This window comes from Bradyrhizobium sp. Mp27, from assembly GCF_029953005.1.
Classification (GTDB): domain Bacteria; phylum Pseudomonadota; class Alphaproteobacteria; order Rhizobiales; family Xanthobacteraceae; genus Bradyrhizobium; species Bradyrhizobium barranii.
Genome location: NZ_JASAUS010000002.1, coordinates 49,531 through 65,496, shown reverse-complemented (window position 1 = coordinate 65,496; position 15,966 = coordinate 49,531). Strand labels below are relative to the sequence as shown.

General features: G+C 64.0%; 19 protein-coding genes. 5 read left to right on the top strand and 14 right to left on the bottom strand.

The window, feature by feature from the left end:
* Positions 1 to 20 precede the first annotated feature (20 nt).
* Positions 21 to 428, top strand: a complete 408-nt coding sequence (locus QJT78_RS01900; RefSeq protein ID WP_028147142.1) for a nuclear transport factor 2 family protein — start codon at positions 21 to 23, stop codon at positions 426 to 428.
* A gap of 24 nt (positions 429 to 452) precedes the next feature.
* Here QJT78_RS01900 and QJT78_RS01895 read toward each other — a convergent pair whose 3' ends face one another.
* Positions 453 to 1,208 carry an HAD family hydrolase gene (locus tag QJT78_RS01895; protein WP_049807862.1) on the bottom strand — a complete coding sequence of 252 codons (756 nt, stop codon included), beginning with the start codon at positions 1,206 to 1,208 and terminating at the stop codon, positions 453 to 455.
* Between the two features lie 143 nt (positions 1,209 to 1,351).
* On the opposite strand from QJT78_RS01895, the gene QJT78_RS01890 reads away from it, so the two are divergent.
* Both QJT78_RS01890 and QJT78_RS01885 read left to right on the top strand, forming a co-directional pair.
* A complete protein-coding gene (locus QJT78_RS01890) occupies positions 1,352 to 2,200 on the top strand; it encodes an NAD-dependent epimerase/dehydratase family protein (protein WP_028147143.1) in 849 nt (282 codons plus the stop codon).
* Between the two features lie 121 nt (positions 2,201 to 2,321).
* Positions 2,322 to 3,590: a serine hydrolase domain-containing protein gene (locus QJT78_RS01885; RefSeq protein WP_028147144.1), complete on the top strand. Its 1,269-nt coding sequence runs from the start codon at positions 2,322 to 2,324 to the stop codon at positions 3,588 to 3,590.
* A gap of 58 nt (positions 3,591 to 3,648) precedes the next feature.
* On the opposite strand, the gene QJT78_RS01880 is transcribed toward QJT78_RS01885, so the two are convergent.
* Positions 3,649 to 4,536, bottom strand: coding sequence for a dienelactone hydrolase family protein (locus QJT78_RS01880; RefSeq protein ID WP_028147145.1), 888 nt, complete (start codon positions 4,534 to 4,536; stop codon positions 3,649 to 3,651).
* 101 nt (positions 4,537 to 4,637) lie between these two features.
* Entirely contained in the window at positions 4,638 to 5,864 is a 1,227-nt protein-coding gene (locus QJT78_RS01875; protein ID WP_249151579.1) for an MFS transporter, read from the bottom strand.
* A 544-nt stretch (positions 5,865 to 6,408) separates the two neighbouring features.
* Here QJT78_RS01875 and QJT78_RS01870 point away from each other — a divergent pair.
* Positions 6,409 to 6,990 (top strand): MarR family transcriptional regulator, encoded by a 582-nt coding sequence (locus tag QJT78_RS01870; RefSeq protein WP_028147146.1) that lies wholly within the window; start codon positions 6,409 to 6,411, stop codon positions 6,988 to 6,990.
* A 14-nt stretch (positions 6,991 to 7,004) separates the two neighbouring features.
* Here the strand turns inward: QJT78_RS01870 and QJT78_RS01865 are convergent, their stop codons facing one another.
* A complete protein-coding gene (locus tag QJT78_RS01865; RefSeq protein WP_038944445.1) occupies positions 7,005 to 7,937 on the bottom strand; it encodes a hypothetical protein in 933 nt (310 codons plus the stop codon).
* Positions 7,938 to 8,755: 818 nt separating this feature from the next.
* Between QJT78_RS01865 and QJT78_RS01860 the strand changes: the two genes are divergently transcribed.
* Positions 8,756 to 9,526 carry a response regulator transcription factor gene (locus QJT78_RS01860; protein ID WP_028147148.1) on the top strand — a complete coding sequence of 257 codons (771 nt, stop codon included), beginning with the start codon at positions 8,756 to 8,758 and terminating at the stop codon, positions 9,524 to 9,526.
* Between the two features lie 122 nt (positions 9,527 to 9,648).
* Here the strand turns inward: QJT78_RS01860 and QJT78_RS01855 are convergent, their stop codons facing one another.
* The 10 genes from QJT78_RS01855 to flaF form a co-directional block, all read right to left on the bottom strand.
* Positions 9,649 to 10,107, bottom strand: coding sequence for a hypothetical protein (locus tag QJT78_RS01855; protein ID WP_014492689.1), 459 nt, complete (start codon positions 10,105 to 10,107; stop codon positions 9,649 to 9,651).
* Positions 10,104 to 10,616: a hypothetical protein gene (locus QJT78_RS01850; RefSeq protein WP_028147149.1), complete on the bottom strand. Its 513-nt coding sequence runs from the start codon at positions 10,614 to 10,616 to the stop codon at positions 10,104 to 10,106. Before QJT78_RS01850 ends, QJT78_RS01855 begins: the two co-directional genes overlap by 4 nt.
* A gap of 39 nt (positions 10,617 to 10,655) precedes the next feature.
* Positions 10,656 to 11,141, bottom strand: a complete 486-nt coding sequence (locus QJT78_RS01845) for a rod-binding protein (RefSeq protein ID WP_028147150.1) — start codon at positions 11,139 to 11,141, stop codon at positions 10,656 to 10,658.
* A complete protein-coding gene (locus QJT78_RS01840) occupies positions 11,138 to 11,557 on the bottom strand; it encodes a hypothetical protein (protein WP_028147151.1) in 420 nt (139 codons plus the stop codon). The genes QJT78_RS01845 and QJT78_RS01840 overlap by 4 nt, the downstream gene beginning before the upstream one ends.
* A 5-nt stretch (positions 11,558 to 11,562) precedes the next feature.
* Positions 11,563 to 12,315 carry a flagellar biosynthesis protein FliR gene (gene fliR, locus QJT78_RS01835; RefSeq protein ID WP_028147152.1) on the bottom strand — a complete coding sequence of 251 codons (753 nt, stop codon included), beginning with the start codon at positions 12,313 to 12,315 and terminating at the stop codon, positions 11,563 to 11,565.
* Positions 12,312 to 14,393: a flagellar biosynthesis protein FlhA gene (gene flhA / locus QJT78_RS01830; protein ID WP_028147153.1), complete on the bottom strand. Its 2,082-nt coding sequence runs from the start codon at positions 14,391 to 14,393 to the stop codon at positions 12,312 to 12,314. Before flhA ends, fliR begins: the two co-directional genes overlap by 4 nt.
* A 76-nt stretch (positions 14,394 to 14,469) precedes the next feature.
* Positions 14,470 to 14,736, bottom strand: a complete 267-nt coding sequence (gene fliQ, locus QJT78_RS01825; protein WP_028147154.1) for a flagellar biosynthesis protein FliQ — start codon at positions 14,734 to 14,736, stop codon at positions 14,470 to 14,472.
* Positions 14,733 to 15,152 (bottom strand): flagellar hook assembly protein FlgD, encoded by a 420-nt coding sequence (flgD, locus tag QJT78_RS01820; RefSeq protein ID WP_028147155.1) that lies wholly within the window; start codon positions 15,150 to 15,152, stop codon positions 14,733 to 14,735. The genes fliQ and flgD overlap by 4 nt, the downstream gene beginning before the upstream one ends.
* Positions 15,153 to 15,167: 15 nt before the next feature.
* Positions 15,168 to 15,587, bottom strand: a complete 420-nt coding sequence (gene flbT, locus QJT78_RS01815; RefSeq protein WP_038944909.1) for a flagellar biosynthesis repressor FlbT — start codon at positions 15,585 to 15,587, stop codon at positions 15,168 to 15,170.
* Positions 15,587 to 15,931: a flagellar biosynthesis regulator FlaF gene (flaF, locus tag QJT78_RS01810; protein ID WP_028147157.1), complete on the bottom strand. Its 345-nt coding sequence runs from the start codon at positions 15,929 to 15,931 to the stop codon at positions 15,587 to 15,589. The genes flbT and flaF overlap by 1 nt, the downstream gene beginning before the upstream one ends.
* Positions 15,932 to 15,966 lie beyond the last annotated feature (35 nt).

Sequence of the window (15,966 nt, the reverse complement as noted above, 5' to 3'; positions counted from 1 at the left end):
CATTGCCCCACCCGAGAGGCATGGCAAAGGACAATAAGGTCATCGCCGCGAACGCGGCCTTCTACGCCGCCTTTTCAACGGGCGACTTCGACGAAATGGAGCGGATGTGGGCGGATGACGACGCCATTTCCTGCATCCATCCCGGCTGGCCGGCCATCATCGGCCGGGCCACGGTGATCGGCAGCTGGCGCGACATCCTGCAAAATCCCGAGCGGCCGCAGATCGCTTGCGCCGAACCGCAGGCGATCGTCGACGGCGACAGCGCGCGCGTGCTCTGCATCGAGATCGTCGACGGCACCGCATTGGCCGCGGCCAACCATTTTCGGCGTGTCGGCGACGGCTGGCGGCTGGTGCACCATCAGTCGAGCCCAATCGCGCAGATTGTCGAGCAGGCTGAAGACGATAGGGCGAGCCACCGCGTCCACTGACCGCGGCGGGGCGGCGGGCGCTTTCTACTGTGCATGGGGTTGTTTTTCAGTTTTTTGTCTTGAGCCCCCGAGTTCCGACAAATCGTCCAGCACGACCTGCGCCGCACTGAAATCATCGTCCCGAAAGAACATGCTCCTGGTGATGAGCACCGGAATGTTCGCCCGCGAGGCCGCGATCAGACCGTTGCGGGAATCCTCGATCGCGACGCAGTCGGCTGCGCCCAGCTTCAGCCCCGCCAGGGTTTCCAGATAGACATCCGGCGCCGGCTTCTTGTGGCGGACATCGTCGCCGGCGACGACCGCATCAAAATCCGCCGCCCAGCGCGTTCCCAGCGCTTGCGACAACAGCGCATCGATGTTGCCGTGCGAGGTGGTGGTCGCGATCGCGAGCCGCTGGCCGCGGGCCTTCGCGGCGGTGAGCAGGTCCGCCACACCGGGCCTTAAGGGGCAGCAGCCGGTTTCGATCAGCTCGGCGTAATGCGCGGTCTTGATGCGGTGAAGGGCTGCGATATCGGCATTCGGCAATGGCGGCGCGACCTGCAGCCTCGCGTGAAAGGCGCGCATGCGCTCCTTGCCGCCGGTGACACGCAGCAGCTCCTTGTAGACGGCCCGATCCCACTGCCAGTCGAGACCGTGGCGAACGAAGGCATGGTTGAAGGCCTGCCGATGCAGCTCCTCGGTTTCGGCCAGCGTACCGTCGACATCGAAGATCAGCGCGGCGGCGCGCCCGATCAACTCCGCGGCACCGCATGGCACTGCGGCCGGCGCTTCTGCCTGCATGACCGACGCCTCCCTCCTGACAAGCGAGCATCGCCTGCCCTGGCCGGCGAGTAAAATTGCAATATCTTTTGCCGGACCCAAAAATCCCTTATGAGCGAACGGCGCGCAGCTCGCGCGAGCGGGAACTTCAGCACGGCAGACGCATGCGGCTCTTCATTCTTGGCCTCGGCTACAGTGCCCGGCATTTCGTCGGCCAATTCGGCGGCGCCTTCTCGCATATCGCCGGCACCGTGCGCGGTCCCGGCAAGCGAAACGACCTTGCCGGCATCGAGATGCACGCCTTTTCCGGCAGCAGTCCGGCCCGCGAGGTGGTCGAACGAGTCCGCGACGCCGATGTCCTTCTCATATCGATCCCGCCCGGCAGCGCGGGCGACCCCGCCGTTACGGCCTTTGCCGACGCGCTCGCGGGCCGGCGGCGGAAGATCGTCTATCTCTCCACCATCGGCGTCTATGGCGATCACGCAGGCCGCTGGGTGGACGAGAGCACGCCGCCGCAGGCCACCCTCGACCGCACGCGCACGCGCGTTGCGGCGGAGCAAGCCTGGACCGCGGCGGCGCGCGGCGATGTCGCGATCCTGCGGCTTGCGGGCATCTACGGTCCCGGCCGCAACGCGCTGGTGACGCTGCGGGCGGGGACAGCCCGGCGCATCATCAAGCCGGGACAGGTCTTCAATCGCATCCACGCCGACGACATCGCGAGCGCGATCATGGCCGCGGTGAAGCACGGTGACGGCGGCACCTGGAACGTCTGCGACGACGAGCCGGCGCCGCCGCAGGATGTGATCGCTTATGCGGCGAAGCTGATGGACCTTGCGCCGCCGCCCGAAGAGCCGTTCGAGACCGCCGAGATGTCGGCGATGGCCCGCAGCTTCTATGCCAGCAGTGCCCGGGTCTCCAACGCGAAACTGAAGCACGAGCTCGGTGTCACGCTTGCCCATCCGACCTATCGGCATGGCCTGGATGCGTTGTGGCGCACCGGGCAAGGACGATAGGTTCCGGTTATCTCCTACGCGCCCCAGACATGCCCCGCCCGCGCTTGACTTCGCTCAGGCGCAGCCGTGATCTAGCCGCTCGGCGAGCCACCACAGAACGAGCTCGCCTTGGGAGGATGCAATGAACAAGACGATCGCCATGATCGCGACGGCGGCTGCCGTCATCACGTTCGGTGCGGCGCGCGCCGCACCGCTGCCCGAAGCCAACCCTGATGACGCCGGTTTCTCGAAGCAGGGTCTCGCGCGGCTCGACAGCTTCTTCGCGCGCGAGATCGCCGCCAAGCGCGTCCCCGGCGCCGTCGTCGCGGTGGCGCGGGACGGCAAGCTCGTGCACTACAAGGCTTACGGCATGCTCGATCCCGACAAGGGCACGCCGATGCCGGTCGACGCGATCTTCGCGCTGGCCTCGATGACCAAGCCGATGGCGGCGGTCGCCGGCCTGACGCTGATGGAGAAAGGCCAGTTGCCGCTCCAGGCCAAGCTGTCCGACTACTATCCCGGCTTTGCCGACATGAAGGTCGGCGCGACCGGGGCCGATGGCTCGCTCAAGCTCGAGCCGCAGGCGTCGCCGATCTTCATCCACGATCTTTACCGGCACACATCCGGATTGATGTATGGCGGCCGCCCGGACTCATCGAGCCCGGTGGCGCGGCAATACCCCGATGGCGTCGCCCCGGCGGTGGAAGGCGACACTGACGCCTTCATCGACCGCATCACAAAACTGCCGCTGGCGCATCAGCCCTCGACTGAGTTCGAATACGGTTTTTCGATCGACGTGCTCGGCGCCGTCGTCGAGAAGGTGAGCGAGCAGAGGCTCGGCGACTATCTCGCCGCCAATGTGTGGCAGCCGCTCGGCATGAAGGACGCGACTTTCCACCCGACCGACGCACAGCGCCCTCGCCTCGCCCGCCCGTTTGCCAACGATCCGCTGACCGGCAAGCCGCAAGCCATCAAGCTGCTGGACACCCCGACCAAGTTCGACTGCGGCGGCGCCTGCTCGTTCGCGACGATGGGCGATTACATCCGCTTCGGCCAGATGCTCCTCAACGGCGGCGAGCTCGACGGCCAGCGCATTCTTTCCCCGAAGACCGTGCATCACATGACGACCAACCACCTCGGTCCCGAGATCAAGAACAACGTGGCGAACATCGAGCCGCATCGCGCCGGCTTCGGCTTTGGTCTCGCGGTCGCGGTCCGGACCAGCGAAGGGCTGTCGTCGGTCCCCGGCAATCCCGGCGAGTTCAGCTGGAATGGCGCCTACGGGACGCAGTTCTTCTGCGATCCCAAGGAGCGTCTCGTCGTGGTGGTGGGAACGGCGGCGCCGGGCGAACTCAGGAAATACTATCGCGAGCAGGTGCAGGACATCGTCTATGGCGCGATGGTGAAGTGAGACCGGCGCTCTGGAACAGAGAGGGCGGCCGCTCAGGCCGCCCTTTTCGAATCTGGCGTCAGCTCAGCACGCCGTACTTCTTGAACCAGGCCTGGGCCTGCTTCCAGGCATCTTCCGCCGCATCCTTGCGATAGCTGCCGCGATAGTCGGCATGGAAGCCGTGCGGCGCCTGCGGATAGATCTTGAATTCGGCGATCTTCTTGTCCTGCTCGAGCGTCGCCTTGAACTGCTCGACCTGGGCCACGGGAATGCCGGTATCGGCGCCGCCATAGAGGCCGAGCACCGGCGCCTTCATGTCGGGGGCGAGCTGAAGCGGGCTCTTCGGCCACACCGGATTGGCGGGATCGACCGGCGCACCGTAGAACGCGACACCAGCCTTGAGGGTGCCACTGTGGGCGGCGTATTCCCAGACATTGCGGCCACCCCGGCAGAAGCCGATGATGCCGAGCTTCGTGGTGTCGCCGCCTCGCGATCCCGCCCACGCCACCGTCGCATCGAGATCGGACAGCAGCTCGGCGTCCGGCTTGGCATTGACGACCGGCAGCAGATCCTTGATGTCGGTGACCTTGGTGAGGTCGACACCCTTGCGGAAGTAATAGTCGGGCGCGACCGCGAACGCGCCGAGCTTGGCGAGGCGCCGTGTCACATCCTTGATGTATTCGTGCAGGCCGAAAATCTCCATCGCCACGATGATCACCGGCGCCTTGGTGTTGCCGGCCGGGCGCGCGAAATAGGCAGGCATCTCTTCGGACCCGACCTTGATCCTGGCGTCGCCAGCCTGGAGGCCGCCCGTATCTGTCGTGATGATTTCGGCACGGACCGGACCGGCCGCAAGCGAGTAGCCGGCAGCGACGGCCGCGGTGGCGCTCATGAATCCGCGGCGCGAGACCGGGGCAACTTTCGTCAGGCCGACGACGTCGGATGTCATCGTAGTTTCGAAGCTCATCGGTCGATCCTTCCTGATGCTTGGCCCTGATTCCTCAGGCGGCGCATTCGCCGATAATTGCAGGCGAAACGCAAATCACCAGCCTGCGAGCATGTCCGCGTTCAGGCCAGGCCCTGACGTTTTTTCACCGGCGCCGTTTCGGGCATCAGGCTCATTGCGACAAGTCCGACGATCGCCGCAAGCAGGAGGTACCAGGCCGGCGCCAGCGGATTGCCGGTGACGTGGAGGAGCCAGGTGACCACGAGCTGCGCCGTACCTCCGAAGCTCGCGATCGCCACCGCGTAGACGGTCGCGAACACGCCTCCACGGATGTTCTGGGGCAGCGCTTCGGTGAAGGTCGCATAGAACGCGGTGAACGGCAGCGAGCCGATGATCGATAGCACGCCGAAGCCGATCAGGAGCGACAGCGCGCCCGGTGCATGGACGATCCACAGGAAGGTCGGATAGGTGAGCAGGAGCGTTGCGAGCTGCGGCCAGATCATGATCGGCTTACGGCCGAGACGATCGGCGAGCCATCCGCCGACCAGTGCGCCGACGAACTGAATGCCGTTGCTGACGAGCGACACGGCGAAAGCCAGTGTCGACGACACATGCAGGGTATTCTGCGCATAGGTCGTCATGTATTGCGTGACATAGGTCGAGATCGTGCCGCTGGCCAGGATCATCAAGGCCAGCGCGATGATGCCGAGGTGACGTCGGGCCTGCGAGAGGTGACCCGTGCGCTCTTTCGCTGCGACACCGGCATCGGCATGCGGAATCGTCTCGGGCAGTGTCCGCCGCATCCAGAGCCCGAACGGCAGGCAGACGGCCCCGATCAGGAACGCCACCCGCCAGCCGTAGGAGTCCAGCATCTCCGGCGCCATGGTCGTGCTCAGGATGACGCCGACCAGCGCGCCGGCTGTCGCCGCGATCTCCTGGCTCGCCGGCTGCCATGCCACGACCAGCGCCCGATGCTCGGGCGGGGCAATCTCGAGGAGATAGGCGGTGGTCGGTCCGACCTCGCCGCCAAGGGCGAAGCCCTGCACCATGCGCGCCGCAATCACAATGATGGGCGCGGCGACGCCGATCATGCGATAGGACGGCGTAAGCGCGATGGTCAGGATCGCAGCTCCCATCAACGCAAAGCTCAGCAGCATGGCGGGCCGCCGGCCGATCCGGTCGGAATAGATGCCAAGCACGATCCCGCCGATCGGTCGCGTCACGAAGCCGGCCCCGAACGTCGCCAGCGACAGCATCAGGCTGCCGTACTCGCTTCCGGTCGGGAAGAAGCTATGGCCGATCTGGATGGCGAAGAAGCTGTAGGTAATGAAGTCGTAGAATTCGAGCATGTTGCCGATGGTGGCTGCGAATGCTGCTCGTTTGACGTTGAACGGCGCCGCTTGCTCAATTCCCAACGACACTTTGACTCCCTGGATTCGCTCGTTTGCCGGACTTAACCGTCTGGCTGCATTGCGTCGCAACATCCATTAACCGAAAGAGAGGGTTCTCTCCCGGCCAGCCACATCGCCAGGCGTTGCCGGTGATGCGCCCTTTTGCGTATTCGAAACTCCAGGCCGCAACAAATGGGCCTCGCAGTGGCGACAATGACACATCATGTTGCTCAGGCGTCGCACATCACCGTCAATTCACGCGCAAGCTCTCGTGATTTGATTGAAATTTTCAGAGAGTTGAGCCGTGCGATTTACTCGAACTTTCTGTGTGACGCTCTAGTTCCACGGCCGGAAGTTCCATCTGCACAACGGATGCAACTTCCCGAGCGCGGTCCTTCCATCCGGCAACGGACGAAGAATCGCCCGAGAACTTCATTCTCGTCCACCCAGATTGCGCTACCAAAGGCTCAATTGAATAAAGCTTGTCCGACCTGGAACTGAAATGATTTTAGCTCGCGAAGCGATTGAATTGTTGGGACAGATGGCCCGCATCCTGTGGTTCGAAGGCACCAAGCATGGCTTGCGCGACCGCGAATGGATGGCCCTGCGCTTTCTCTCCCGCGCCAACCGTTTCTCGCGGACGCCCTCGGCGCTCGCGAGCTACGTCGGCACCACGCGCGGCACCGCCTCTTTCATCATCGGCGAGCTCGAGCGGCTCGGGTATCTGGAGCGAAAGCGCTCCGCGACGGACAAGCGATCGGTGACGCTGAGCGTGACGCAGCAGGGCAAGAAGTTCCTGGTGCGCGACCCCATCAGCGTTCTCCTCGAGCCGATCGCCGTCCTCGACGACGAGGCCAAGATCCGCTTTCGCGATACGCTCCGGCACGTGCTCGATCAGGCGGACGCGGCCGAGCAGCGGCACCATACCGACGTCTGCAAGCGATGCATCTTCCTGCGCGAAGATCGCACCGCCACGGACGGCAAGCCCGGCGCCGCCGAGTTCAGCTGCCGCCTGTTTCGCGCGCCGATCGCCGAGGCGGAGATCGATCTGCTATGCACCAGCTTCGAGCATCATCGCCAATAGGAGACGGCCCTCGATCACGGCGTCGCCTTGCGTGACGAGTAGATGACGCCGCCGCTGGACTCCACGACCAGACGGCCGTTCTCGTTCTTGATCTCTTCGATGCGGCCAAGGCCGGGGACCTGCTGTCCAAGCACAGCCTCGATGACGCCGTTCGGACCTTGCAGGATCGCAATCCCTTCATAGGCCTGACGGACCGACCAGCCCTTGACCACCTTGCGCGGCGCCGACGGAGGAACCGAACCCGTGATCTCGGGCGCGGCAACCGAGGCCATCATCGGCATCGTCTGCGAGGGCGGCTGCGAGGCGACGGCCGCCGGTGCCGGCACTTGGGCCTGAGCCTGGGCGAGCTTGTCCAGCTTCACCGTCGAGGACGAGCTCACCCGCTCGATACGATCCAGATTCTCGGCGAACCTGCCGAAGCGATCGTTGGTCGCCTTGCTCGACTGATCGACCGCGGTGCGCAGGCCGTCGAGATTTTCGGACACGCCTGACACCTGCTTGCGCAGCAGCGCGACAGTCTCGCGCAGATTCCTGATCTCCGTATTGGCGGCAACGTTGCTTTGGGCGGGCTGCGTGGTGAGATAGGCGATCACGCCGGTGCAGGCGCAGACCACCAGGATCGCAGCGACCGCCAATGTTGCGAGCGGCGCGACCCATGTCGGACGCGGCGGCGGCGGCTTGGCCACGATCACGGCCGGCTTCATCACCGTCGGCGCAGGCTTCGGTATCGCCATCTTGTCGAGGCGCGCCTTGGCGCGAATACGCTTCAGGCCCTCGAGCGCCTCTTTCGCCAGAGTCTCGTCGTTCGCCGCAGCCGACACACGCTTCGCGCTTGCAGCGGGCTTGGCCGTCTGTGCCGTGCTTGTATCGCGCGCATCCGGAGCCGGCTTCGCCGCCGCGGAAACATCAGCGGTCGCGTTGGGACGAGCTTGTCCATCGGACAACATGTGAAAATGCTCCGTTCGGTTCGATCTATCGAACGGTGAAGTTATTTGCCGAAGCTTGCCTGAAACGTGCGCAGCGAAAACTTTTCATCGCGCCCGATGCGACGTCGCATGAGTCAAAAGCGTCATGGACGTGGCGAGAGTGCGACTCGAAAGACACACACTCGCCAAGATTTCGCCAAGCTGGAGTCGACGCGCCGTACATGAGTCGAATTGTCGCATGGGGAAACCCCAGCAGGAGAGTCAATCCCGGGTTGAAAACCCCATTGTGCGCATGACCCGCAGCACCGCACAAAATAGCTGTGATTACGCGGGGATGCGGAACTTTAGAAACGCTACGGTGCAAAACTAGTTCGATTATCAAATCAATTGATGCGGTCGAATATACAAAGAAACAACCAGAAACGAATCAACAGCATCAAACACGCATAGCAACCGCTTTGTTGCGCGCGCTTGATCGGAAATCGGCAATTGTTACGGTCCTACTCAAGTGATTCTCGCCAGTTGGCGAGGAGATCGACACGGTTCAGGTGCGTTCGGACGCAATCGGCAAGTTGGCGCAACTGTTCTAGGTCTGTCTCAATCCGCTCCGCGAGGTGATCCGTAAGACACCCGCCGAGCCTCACGCAGTAAGCGTTCAGTATCGAGTCGAAGTAGCAGGCCTGCACACGCAGGCACTGAATGCGTAGGGCTGCCCGCGAATATCGAAACCATAACAACGGTTCGCGGGATGGGAAATATCGTCAAACAGCATGGTTGCCGAGCCGGGCATCACAACAACCATCCGGCCGCAACAAGTGCGAAACAGGGGCGAAAGACTAATGTATATTATCGTTGATGATCGCGAGAGCGTCACGAACAGCTACGTTGGAGGGCTCGTTCGCGAAGGTGTATCGTCGATCGGCTTCTCCTCCGGAGAATTCTGGGACTGGCTGCAATCTGCGAGTGAACCGGATCTGGCGGCGGTCGACGCCTTTCTCCTCGGGGACTGCGATGCCCGCGGAAGCCTGCCGCGGGCGATGCGCAAGCGTTCCTCGGCGCCCATCATCGCCATGAGCGGCCAGAAGATGCTCAAGAACACGCTTGAGCTGTTCGAATCGGGCGTCGACGACGTCGTCCACGTGCCGATTCACCTGCGCGAGATCCTCGCCCGAACGGCCGCAATCGCGCGCCGCCGGGTGGGCGAGCTACCGAGGCCCTGCGAGACCAGGATCCAGGTCTTCTTCAACGGACGTGACCCCGAGATCGCGGGCCACGCTCTCACCCTGCCCCGCCGCGAGCTGCGCATTCTCGAATATATGGTCAGCAACCACGGCAAGTGGATCACCAAGACGCAGATCTTCAACGCGGTCTACGGCATCTTCGAGTCGACCTTCGACGAGAGCGTGATCGAGAGCCACGTCAGCAAACTGCGCAAGAAACTCCGCGACCGCCTCGGCTTCGACGCGATCGTGGCCCGGCGCTACGTCGGATACCGCCTCAACATCCCGGCCGGCGAGACCATCGACGTGCCGATGCAGGAACTCGACGAGGTCGGCATCCTCCTGAACAGGGCACATGCCGCCCCGGCGGCGTACCCGGCCGGGAACTGACGCGGCAGGGCATCGCCACAAAAACGACAACGGCCTCTGCGGAGTACCCTTCGCAGAGGCCGTTGCACTATCAGCGGCAGGGATGGCGGAACAGCGGCCTCGCGATGCCGGCGCCGCGACAGTTACGGCTTCTGCTGGAATTCTTCCTTCGAAACATAATTGAAGTCCTCGACCAGGACGTCCTGGACGACGTCGGCCTGCATCCGCTCGTTGACGCGCTGCTTGATGGCCGTCGTGAGGATGGAAAGGTCGTAACGGGCGAGCTTCCTGAAATCGAGGCGGTCGTCGGCATAGATCCTGCGGAAGGCCTCGTCGACGACGAACGGCTCCGGCGGGACGTTGAGCTGGTGCATGATCCGCGCCTCAACGGTGTAGACGAAGCGCGCCACGATGTAGCCCTGCACGCTGCCGCCCTCGACCATTGGCACGCTCAGCGCCCGCGTCTTCTGGTACTGAAGGCCGTCGAGATATTCGTCCTTCGCCGGCAGCAGGCTGCCGTTTTCCTTCCAATAGGCCACGGCATAGCTCGTGCCCGCGGTGAGGATGCATACCCAGAGCCCGGCCAGCACGAGTCTGATCATTTTCCGTCCTGTGCTGTGCGGCCGGTATAGGTGCCGTCCGACTCGGCTTCCTTGATCGCCTTGACGATGATGGCCGCGACCTCGCGCACCGCATCGTAATGCATTTCGAGGATGGAACGGTTTCGCTCGAGCTTCTCGCGCAACCGCTGGATCTCCTCGGTGATCTCGACCTCGTTGCCGAGATGCATCCGTGCCCGCATCAAGCGGACGAATTCGAGCATGCTCCGGCTCTTCCGGGCACTGAAGTCGTCGAAATCGATCTTCTTGCCCGTCGAGAGCGCGACCGTCTCCTCTTCGACGATGTTCTCGAGCCGGCGGATCGCAGACAGCAGGCCACGCACCTCGTCCGATCTCGCCGCGTCGGTGCCGTCGTTGACCACGTCACTGCCGAGATTCGGCAGCAGCGCAGGCAAGAACGCATCGCCTTCCGCCGCTTCCAGCGTCATCGCCTCGGCGTCCACGACCGGCTGCTCCACCACCAGGACCGCCGCACCTTCTTGTGCTTGCATAGGAAATTCACCCCTCAACTTCTGTCACCCATTCCCGGATCATGATCCGGTCTTTTCCGTAACGCCGGGCCCCGCCGGCTGCGCAGCGGCGAGTTGCTTGGCAATGCCAATGCCGTTGCCCTTTGCCAGCTGAGCACCAAGCTGCTCCGCCAGCATCGACTTCCAGACGCCGCCGGCCGTGCCCTTGCCGAAGACTTCCTCCGACTCCTTCGGCAGCATCGTCTCGACGAAGGTCTGGAGAATGAACGCCTCGAACTTCCGGTACACCTCGCCGGATGCGGGCGCCTTGATCACCCGCACCGGCGGCCCGTTCACCGCACCCGACTGCTGCGCTTCGGCAGCCTGCGCCGCGGAATGATCGGCAGTCGCCGCCTTGGCCTTGCCGACCTCTGCGTCCATCGTGGCGGCGAAATCGGCGTCCGACGATTTCAGCGCATCGAGCTTCGCGGTCGCCGCCCGCTGCGTCACGGGGTCGGCGGCATCGAGGACATCGAGAACGAGGTCTGGCGTCGCTGTCACGATCATGTCTTGTTCCGGCTGGCTGGCCGTGACGTCCAGTCGCGCACGGCGGGGCTTTTTCCCGTCATCTCTTCGAGCGCGCGCGCCTCCGCGTCGCGAAGCTTGTCTGCGAGCGCGGCCTTCGCGACCTGCTCGAGCTGCTTCACACGGCGAGTCTCCGCGCGGACCTGGTCCAGTTGCTGCGACGCCTGCGCCTGGACCGCGCGCGCACCGGCGCTCGTCCTGTTGAGGCGCCGCGCGATCGATGCGCTCGACGACCCCGCCGGCGGCTTGCCCTCGTTGAGGGTTCCTACCAGCCATTCCTGCTCGTCCTGCAAGCTGCGCTCCTGCTGCCGCAGATGCGCGAGCTGCCATTCGGACAGCCGGAGCTGAAGCTTCACGAGCGAGACGATCCGGCCGAGCTTGTCCGCGCGCGACGTCATGACCATCACTCCGCCAGCCACGACGAGACGCCGAGCATGAATTGCGTCAGGAGCTCGTCGCTGGTGAGGTAGAGCAGCAGGAAGCCGCCGAACAGCACGAAGGGCACCGAGATGAAATAGACCGGGATCGCCGGCGTCAGCTTGTTGATCAGGCCGACCGCGAGATTGACGATGACCGAATAGACGATGAAGGGGCTGGTGATCCGCAGCGTCAGCACGAACGCCTCGGACAGGCGGCTGACGAGCTGGTCGAGCGCCATGCTGCCGCCGATCTTGTTGCCAGGCTGCCAGACGTCGTAGGAGTTCATCAGCCCGCGCAGGACCTGCCAGTGCTGGTCGGTCATGAAGAACAATGTGGTGACGGCTGCCATGATCAGCGGCACCAGGGCCGGCGCCGGATCGGTGTCGCCGACCGGCGTTCCCGGGATGTTGCTCAGCCCGATCGCACTCGCCATCACGGTCGCCATGGTCTGCAGCGCGAGGAAGAACACGCGCCCGCCGAGCCCGATGACGCTGCCGACCACGAGCTCGGAGCAGATCAGGAGCGCAAGCGTCAGCGGCGCGGCGTTGTCGGTGAGCGGTTTCAGGACCGAGATCAGGATCGGCGTCAGCGCAAACGTCGTGACGAGCGCGACGAACAGGCGAACCTGGGCCGGAACGTTGACGCTGGAATAGCCGGGCACGAGCATCAGGCAGGCGCCGATGCGGCAGAACACGATGAACGTGACCAGCACGCTGTCGGCCAGGCCGTTGATCACGAGATGGCTCCCAGCGCCCTGATCTCGGCACTGCGCGCGACCTCGACATGCGACAGGACCGGCAAGGTCGGAAACACCCGCTCCAGGATCATCCGGACATAGGGGCGGGCTTCCGGGGTGACCGCCAGAACCACGCTGGTGCCGTTCTCGGTGAATTTTCGGATCGCGGCGCTGGCTTCGGTTGCGAACTGCTCGATCAGGCGAGGATCGGCGTCGAATTCGAAGACTTCGCCCTTGGCGTCGCGCTTCAGGCTCTGGTGGAACGCCAGGTCCCAGCGGTTACCGAGGCGGACGACGTTCAGCACGCCGTTGTCGGAAAGGTCGCCGCAGATCTGCTGGGCAAGTCGCGTCCGCACATGCTCCGCGACCTGCTCGGAGCGCCGCACATGGGGTGCGATCTCGGCAATGGCCTCCAGGATCAAATGGAGATTGCGGATCGACACGCGCTCGGCCAGCAGGATCTTCAGGATCGCCAGCAGGCCCGAATAGGAGATCTGCGACGGGCAGAGATCCTCGACCAGGCGCTTGTATTCGGGATCGAGACGGTCGAGCAGGCCGCGCATGTCCTTGTACGACAGCAGCTGTGCGAGATTTGCCCTGAGCACTTCGCTCAAGTGCGTGAGCAGCACCGACAGGTTGTCGACCGGCTTGCAGCCCTGACGCTTGACCTCGTCGGTGAACGCCTCCGTCACCCACAGCGCCTTCATGCCGAAAGCGGGTTCGATCACCTCTTCGCCGGGCACGTCGGGCTTGCCGTCCTTGTCGACAAGCACCAGCACCTCGCCGAGCCGCAGCTCGCCATGGGCGATACGCGTGTCGTGGATCCGGATCTGGTATCCCTTGGGATCGATCGACAGATTGTCGCTGAGCTTGATCTCCGGAATGACGAAACCGTATTGCTTGGCAAACTTCTTGCGGAGCTTGCTGACCCGGTGGCCAAGCTCGGTGCGCGCGCCCAGCAGATGGACCGACAGATGGCCGCCGAGCGACACCTCGATCTCTGCGGTCTTGAGCGACTCCTTGACGGATTCCTTGGCATCGGCCTGGGCGCGCTCGTCGGCCTTGCGCGCATGCTCTTTCTTCTCCCGCGCCGCCTGCCGCCGCGGCAGCGAGTAGCCGACAAAGGCCATGACGCCGCCGAGCAGCACGAAGGGCGCCATCGGCAGCCCAGGCATCAAGGCGAGCACGAACATCATCAACGACGCCGCCGACACCGCGCGCGGGTAGCCGCCGAGCTGCCGCAGCACGGCCTGCTCCGCCGACCCCCTGGTGCCGCCCTTGGAGACGAGAAGGCCCGCCGACAGCGACACGATCAGGGCCGGCATCTGCGTGACCAGACCGTCGCCGACTGACAGTTTTGTGTAGACGTCGGCGGCACGCGACAGCGTCAGACCGTGATGGGTCACGCCGATGATGATGCCGCCGAAGATGTTGATCGCGGTGATGATCAGGCCGGCGATGGCGTCGCCGCGGACGAATTTCGAGGCACCGTCCATCGCGCCAAAAAAGGAACTCTCCTCTTCGAGCTCGCGGCGCCGGCGCTGAGCTTCCTTGTCGTCGATCAGGCCCGCGGACAGATCCGCGTCGATCGCCATCTGCTTGCCCGGAATGGCATCCAGGGTGAAACGGGCGCCGACTTCGGCGATACGCGTCGCACCCTTGGTGATCACGACGAAATTCACCGTGACCAGAATCGCGAAGATGATCAGACCGATGACGAAGTCGCCGCCCATGACGAACTTCGAGAAGCCGGCAACGACGTGGCCCGCGGCGGTTTCCCCCTCCCCGCCTCGCGACAGGATCAGACGGGTGGTCGCAACGTTGAGAGCCAGCCGCAGGATCGTCGCGATCAGCAGCACGGTTGGGAAGGCGGAGAAATCGAGCGGGCGCTGGATCCACAGCGCGACCATCAGGATCAGCGCCGACAGCGCAATCGAGACGGCGAGGCCGAGGTCGATCAAGATCGGCGGAATCGGCAGGAACAGGATCGTGAGCATGGCCACGATGCCGCCCGCGAAAAAGGCGTCGGCCCCCAATCGTCGCGGGGTCGGCAGGCTAGCAGCTAATGTATCGGCCATGGGTCACCGGCAGAGGGTCCGCCCCGCAATCTGCCGTGCAAAGCTTACGCGAGGGTGGTGGCCGGGCTCTCGCGGATCAGAAGCCGTGCTCGATCCGCGAATACACCATCTCGGTGAAGGTGGAGAGATGGGCGCCGATGAAGGAGCCGGAAACGGCAACGACCACGAGGATGACGATGATCTTCGGCACGAAGGTCAGCGTCACCTCCTGGACCTGGGTCAGGGCCTGGATCAGCGCAATGGCGGTGCCGACAAGCATCGCGGCGCCGACGGCGGGGCCGGAGGCGACGATGATGGTCCAGATCGCCGCCTGGACGATGTCGAGGGCGTCCCGCTCGTTCATGACTGGCTGATCGTAAGGCCGGGCCCGACCGCGACCTTCGTGCCGTTCTCGAGGGTCGCGATGGAGCCGTCGCTGTTGATGGAGATCGAAACGACCTTGCCGCTGAAGTTCGCGCCGGTCGCGTCGGTGAAGCTGACGGTCTTTCCGATCAGCCCGTTGGCCTGCGACAGCGACTGCGACGACAGCAGCGCATCCAGCTTCGAATTGGTCTGCATGGCCTGCTCGACCGTCGAGAGCTGGGCGAACTGGCTCATGTATTGCGAGGTATCCATCGGATTGGTCGGATCCTGGTTCTTCATCTCGGCGACGAGGAGCTGAAGAAAGGTATTGTAGTCGACGGTGTTGGTCGCCGTGTTCTGCGTGGAACTGGTCGCATTGGACTTGCTGGTGCTGTCGGTCGCGCTGTTGACGTTCATGTAGCCTCTCCGCTCTCAGGCAGCCTCGAATGGGATCTCGGTGGCGACGCCGGCCAGGCCGGCCAGGATTGCGTCCTCCACCGGGAACAGCGCCCGGATCCGCTTGAGCGCCTCGAAATAGCGGGTCGTACGGACCAGCTCGTGGATCGCGGCGAGCCCGTCGAGCATCTCGCGGCTCTCGCAAACCGCAAGCAGGGCCGCATGATGCTCCCCGTAGAGCGCGACTGCGGCGCCGATATCCGTCGGGTTCAACAGCATGAGCTGGACGATGAAATAGAGCTGCCGCATCGCCGTAGTGGCGTCGGAGGCCTGCATGACCTGCCCTTCGAGCAGGAACATCACGTCGTTGACGAGCTCGACGGAGACCTTGCGGTCCACGCGCAGCACAGCGCCATTGACGTAGATCCGCTCGCCCGCCCGCAAGGATATTTTCATCAGAGGGCGTCTCGGATCAGGCGGTTGATTTCGATGAGCTGCATCACGTCGTTCGACTTCTCCTCGCGAAGCCGATCGGCTTCCTTGACGACCCACAGGCCGATCGAGATGATGTCGGCGCGCAGCTTTTCCGGGAGTGCGTTTTCCGGATGGGCGAGATCCTCGATGAAGATCGTCCACAGCCGCCGCACGTAGAGCAGGCTCTCGACCAGATCCTCGAAGCTGAAGCGCCCGCCCTGGACCCGCTCAAGCCGGTCGATGCCGAGACTGAGCGCCTGCCGCTCGCGGCCCCGCGCCTCATAGCCGCTATCGTCGACAACCGCTTCATAGGCTTCAAACGTCATTAGAACCACTCTGCGCAGGAGACCGAATAACGAGA

What these genes read in the sequence shown, in the direction of transcription:
- QJT78_RS01900 (WP_028147142.1), top strand. Translation starts at nt 21, where the DNA reads ATGGCAAAGGACAATAAGGTCATCGCCGCGAACGCGGCCTTCTACGCC.
- QJT78_RS01895 (WP_049807862.1), bottom strand. Translation starts at nt 1,208, where the DNA reads ATGCAGGCAGAAGCGCCGGCCGCAGTGCCATGCGGTGCCGCGGAGTTG.
- QJT78_RS01890 (WP_028147143.1), top strand. Translation starts at nt 1,352, where the DNA reads ATGCGGCTCTTCATTCTTGGCCTCGGCTACAGTGCCCGGCATTTCGTC.
- QJT78_RS01885 (WP_028147144.1), top strand. Translation starts at nt 2,322, where the DNA reads ATGAACAAGACGATCGCCATGATCGCGACGGCGGCTGCCGTCATCACG.
- QJT78_RS01880 (WP_028147145.1), bottom strand. Translation starts at nt 4,536, where the DNA reads ATGAGCTTCGAAACTACGATGACATCCGACGTCGTCGGCCTGACGAAA.
- QJT78_RS01875 (WP_249151579.1), bottom strand. Translation starts at nt 5,864, where the DNA reads ATGCTCGAATTCTACGACTTCATTACCTACAGCTTCTTCGCCATCCAG.
- QJT78_RS01870 (WP_028147146.1), top strand. Translation starts at nt 6,409, where the DNA reads ATGATTTTAGCTCGCGAAGCGATTGAATTGTTGGGACAGATGGCCCGC.
- QJT78_RS01865 (WP_038944445.1), bottom strand. Translation starts at nt 7,937, where the DNA reads ATGTTGTCCGATGGACAAGCTCGTCCCAACGCGACCGCTGATGTTTCC.
- QJT78_RS01860 (WP_028147148.1), top strand. Translation starts at nt 8,756, where the DNA reads ATGTATATTATCGTTGATGATCGCGAGAGCGTCACGAACAGCTACGTT.
- QJT78_RS01855 (WP_014492689.1), bottom strand. Translation starts at nt 10,107, where the DNA reads ATGATCAGACTCGTGCTGGCCGGGCTCTGGGTATGCATCCTCACCGCG.
- QJT78_RS01850 (WP_028147149.1), bottom strand. Translation starts at nt 10,616, where the DNA reads ATGCAAGCACAAGAAGGTGCGGCGGTCCTGGTGGTGGAGCAGCCGGTC.
- QJT78_RS01845 (WP_028147150.1), bottom strand. Translation starts at nt 11,141, where the DNA reads ATGATCGTGACAGCGACGCCAGACCTCGTTCTCGATGTCCTCGATGCC.
- QJT78_RS01840 (WP_028147151.1), bottom strand. Translation starts at nt 11,557, where the DNA reads ATGACGTCGCGCGCGGACAAGCTCGGCCGGATCGTCTCGCTCGTGAAG.
- flhA (WP_028147153.1), bottom strand. Translation starts at nt 14,393, where the DNA reads ATGGCCGATACATTAGCTGCTAGCCTGCCGACCCCGCGACGATTGGGG.
- fliQ (WP_028147154.1), bottom strand. Translation starts at nt 14,736, where the DNA reads ATGAACGAGCGGGACGCCCTCGACATCGTCCAGGCGGCGATCTGGACC.
- flgD (WP_028147155.1), bottom strand. Translation starts at nt 15,152, where the DNA reads ATGAACGTCAACAGCGCGACCGACAGCACCAGCAAGTCCAATGCGACC.
- flbT (WP_038944909.1), bottom strand. Translation starts at nt 15,587, where the DNA reads ATGAAAATATCCTTGCGGGCGGGCGAGCGGATCTACGTCAATGGCGCT.
- flaF (WP_028147157.1), bottom strand. Translation starts at nt 15,931, where the DNA reads ATGACGTTTGAAGCCTATGAAGCGGTTGTCGACGATAGCGGCTATGAG.